Origin of the sequence: Arthrobacter sp. Bz4, from assembly GCF_003075455.1 — a bacterium.
Taxonomy (GTDB): domain Bacteria; phylum Actinomycetota; class Actinomycetes; order Actinomycetales; family Micrococcaceae; genus Arthrobacter_D.
Window position 1 is genome coordinate 1 of the sequence record NZ_QDAE01000052.1, and the last position, 3,399, is coordinate 3,399.

Genomic DNA, 3,399 nt, shown 5'->3' on the forward strand with positions numbered 1-3,399 from the left:
TTATCCGGCTAATGTGCTGGGACTTCGGGGATTGGCCGGTTAAGGTTTTAGCCTTCTCGGGAGGTCAGCTTCCGGAGTTGTTCCTCGTGGCGCCGGACGCTTGCGGCGAGAGTCTCGAGTGCGGCACGGAGTGTGGTGATCTCGTCGGTGAGGCCGACGAGGGTGGCGCTGGTCGCTGCGCGGTGGCGGTTTTCCTCGATGATGGCCCGGATCACCGGGTCCCGGTAGAGAGTGGTGCGGCCCAGGCCGGTATGGGCGGCAACGGCGGAGAAAGTCACGGCCTGTCCGTTCCGCAGCGGATCGGCGCAGGCGCGCTCGACGCTGTTGAGGGTGCTCGTGTTGGTCATCCTGCGGTGGCCTCGTTGATCAGGGTGTCGAGTCGGGTGATGAGCTGTTTGTGCCGATCGGCTTCGGCGATCCAGCCTCGTTGCTCGGCGTCGCGGGCGAGTGCGTCGGCATCAACGCGTTGCGCGGCCAGGATCGGCAGTGAGCTGGGCTCTGCGTGGAAGCTGGGGCAGTGTTCACAGATATTTGCGTACGGGCAGGGGCCCTGGGCCGGTGCCCGCAGGCAGAATCCTCCGGCCATGCGCGATTTCAACAGCGGGGTCTGTTTCCAGTCCATTCCTCCGGTGATGTCTCTGAGCGGCAGAGTGGTCCGGCCGCTGACGGGTGTGCGGGTCTGTTGTTTGGCCAGATCGAGGGCCCGCTCGTATTCAGCGCGCACGGTGGCATCGAATAGCCGGCCGTAGCGCAGACTCATTTCGGCGGACATGTGCCCGAGGAGCGCCATCAGGGCCTGCAGGGAGACTCCGGCGTTGACCAGGGCGGTGGCGTAGGTATGGCGCAGTTGGTGCGGGGTGATGTGTTCGAGCCCGGCGGCGCTGGCGGCGCGGTCTAGTTCGGCGCGAACTGCGCTTTGCGCAAGCCGCCGCCCGTGGTGGGTGAACAGGAACTGGGCCGGGCGACGGTAGCGCGGGTGCGGCAACGGCCGCCCCGGTGATCTGATGTCGGCTATGTGGTCGATCAGGTCCAGGATCTCCTCATCGAGGGGGACCATCCGCTCGGTGTCGAGCTTGCCGAGGGGGACCTTGAGCCAACTGCCGTGGCCTGGGACTTCGTGGACGCAGTCCAGTTCAAGGTCGAGCAATTCCCCGATCCGCAGCCCGCAGGATCGTTGCAACCGCAGCGCGGCCGCGGCCAGCTCGTTTCCCGGGGACTCGGTCAGGGCTTGGGTGAGGCGCCGGTCGACGTCAACGGGCAGGTAACGAGGCAGCGTTTGCGGGAGTCTGGGGATATCTTCGCGGAAGAGAAGCTTGCGCCGCGGCGCTTCGGGCCAGTCCCACTCGGTGATGTCGGTCAGGAAGCCCATCAATGCGAGCACCCGCCGGGACCGGTCGGCCGCGGTGATGATCTCGCCGTTCTTGGTGTTCACGGCGTCGACCATGTTGGTGAGGTAGGGCTCGATGTGTTTCGTTCGTTCGAGGGCGGCGACCGATTCCAGATCAGGGTCGATGGCGGCCAGGAACACTCCGAAGTGCTTGAGCCGGGTCGCGATCGTTGAGACGGTCTTCGGCCGGCAGGTCGCGCGCTTGCGGTCCAGGTAGGAGATCATCGTTGCCCGGATCGGCGGCTGAACCTGGGCCAGCCGCTCGGCGAAAGGGGTCGGGCCGACGCCGCGGGGCAGCTCATCGAGGACTCCGAGGTGGAACAGCACCCGCTGGGCGTTGCTTGCCGCCGACAGGTAGTGGTGGTGTCCCTTGCCGGTGCGCTCCTGTCTGTCCTGGCAAGCGGCGGTGAACTCGGCCAGATCCGCCAGGGTGAGCTGTTCCAGGTGCGGCCGGTTTGGATGAGCAACCGGACCGGCACCTGGGAGCCGGTGGCGAACCGGACCCGGTCGGTGAATCCCAAGTCCGCGGCCGCGGTCATGAACCGGTCGAGGTCGACTGCCAGAGGTGAGTCTTTGACCTCGCGCCAGATGCTGGAGAGCTTGCGTTCGAGCAGGTAGTCATAGCCGGGCTGCAGGCCTTGGTGCAGCATCAGGAAAGTGATGATCGGCCGGGTAGCAGCCCCGGCGGACAGACGCGCGTGCAGCGGCCCGGCCGCCCACTCCTGCGGGTCCGGCCACCGCTGGAAAAATGTCCTGGCTGCCGATAAGTAGGCGGTGTTACCCCGCCCGGTCCGCCGTAGGTATTCCAGGTAAGCGGCGTGCGGGTCACTGCTGGGAACGGATGCGATCGCGAGCGGCATCGAACTCTGCTTTCACGTGGGCCGGAGCCAGATGGATATAGCGGGCCGTGGTGTCGACGTGGGCGTGGCCGAGCAAGGCCTGCATCACCGCCAGATCCACGCCCGCCTCGGCCAGCGCGGTCCCGAACGTGTGCCGTAATGCGTGCGGGTGGCCGCCGATGATGCCGCTCACGCCGCGGTGATACCGGAAGACCGTACGTAGCCCGGCTGCTGTCAATGGTTGGCCCCGGTTCGGGCCTTTAGCCACGAGAAATAGGCGGCCACTTACTGATTCGGGCCGCTCGGCCAGCAGGTAAACCTGGATGACGGAAGCCACGTCCGCGTCGAGAGGCACCCGTCGTTCCCGCCGTCCCTTGCCGATTACCTGCAGCCAGCGGCCGCCGATGTCGACGTCCGCGACGTCCAGGGCCAGCACTTCGGCCGAGCGCAATCCGCAGTAGAGCATCAAGCCAGCGATCGCCTGGTCCCGCCAGGCGCGGAAACTTGCCAACAGCTCGGCCGCGTCGGACTGGGACAACGCCGTGGGTAGCTGGCGGGGCTCACGCAGCCGAAGCGGGGAACGGTTCTTTTGCCGCCGGACCGTGTGCGCGAGCATCCCGCTGCGCTCACCGGAGGCCAGCCAACGGGCCTCCCGGCCCCTGGGAACCGGGTTCTTCATCTCCGGATCCCGCATCGCGGCAAAGGCGAACAGACCCGAGATCGCGGCCAGCCTTCGGTTGATGGTCGACGCGGCGTACTGATCGAGGCGGCGGCCCGTCAGCCTGATCACGTTCGGCCCTGCCCGGCCCGGGACTTTTGCCTCGCGGCAGGCCCGTAGAAACCCCAGCAGCACCTCCGTGCCGACTTCCGAGAGGGGCTGTCCAGTGGCCAGAAGCCACCGACAGAACGCCAGAAGGTCATACCCGTAGGACCGCACCGTCTTCGGGGAGTAGTTCCGATCTCTCAGATAGGCGAGATATTCATCCACGAGTCTGAATTGCGGCGCCGCCTGCCCGGCCAACGCCCAGCCGCCGTCGTGTTCCTCAAGCCGCAGATCGCCATCGCTGCTCATGAAAAACATATGTACCAGAAGCGATTCAGATCACTTGTGAAGACAAATGGCATGGCGTGTCGCTGACCTGCAGAAACGACGTCATTAGCCGGTTAAGAGGG

The 3,399-nt window shown here is 66.0% G+C and carries 4 protein-coding genes; all 4 read right to left on the minus strand.

Annotated elements, in window-relative coordinates:
* Positions 1-47: 47 nt before the first annotated feature.
* From DDA93_RS15920 to DDA93_RS15930, 4 genes are read right to left on the minus strand one after another with little or no spacing between them, the layout of a single operon-like run.
* Positions 48-347 carry a DUF6262 family protein gene (locus DDA93_RS15920; protein ID WP_116779300.1) on the minus strand — a complete coding sequence of 100 codons (300 nt, stop codon included), beginning with the start codon at positions 345-347 and terminating at the stop codon, positions 48-50.
* A complete protein-coding gene (locus tag DDA93_RS15925; protein WP_243400676.1) occupies positions 344-1,714 on the minus strand; it encodes a tyrosine-type recombinase/integrase in 1,371 nt (456 codons plus the stop codon). The genes DDA93_RS15920 and DDA93_RS15925 overlap by 4 nt, the downstream gene beginning before the upstream one ends.
* Positions 1,609-2,247: a hypothetical protein gene (locus tag DDA93_RS16940; protein ID WP_243400677.1), complete on the minus strand. Its 639-nt coding sequence runs from the start codon at positions 2,245-2,247 to the stop codon at positions 1,609-1,611. Before DDA93_RS16940 ends, DDA93_RS15925 begins: the two co-directional genes overlap by 106 nt.
* Positions 2,213-3,298 carry a tyrosine-type recombinase/integrase gene (locus tag DDA93_RS15930; RefSeq protein ID WP_116779301.1) on the minus strand — a complete coding sequence of 362 codons (1,086 nt, stop codon included), beginning with the start codon at positions 3,296-3,298 and terminating at the stop codon, positions 2,213-2,215. The genes DDA93_RS16940 and DDA93_RS15930 overlap by 35 nt, the downstream gene beginning before the upstream one ends.
* Positions 3,299-3,399: the final 101 nt, after the last annotated feature.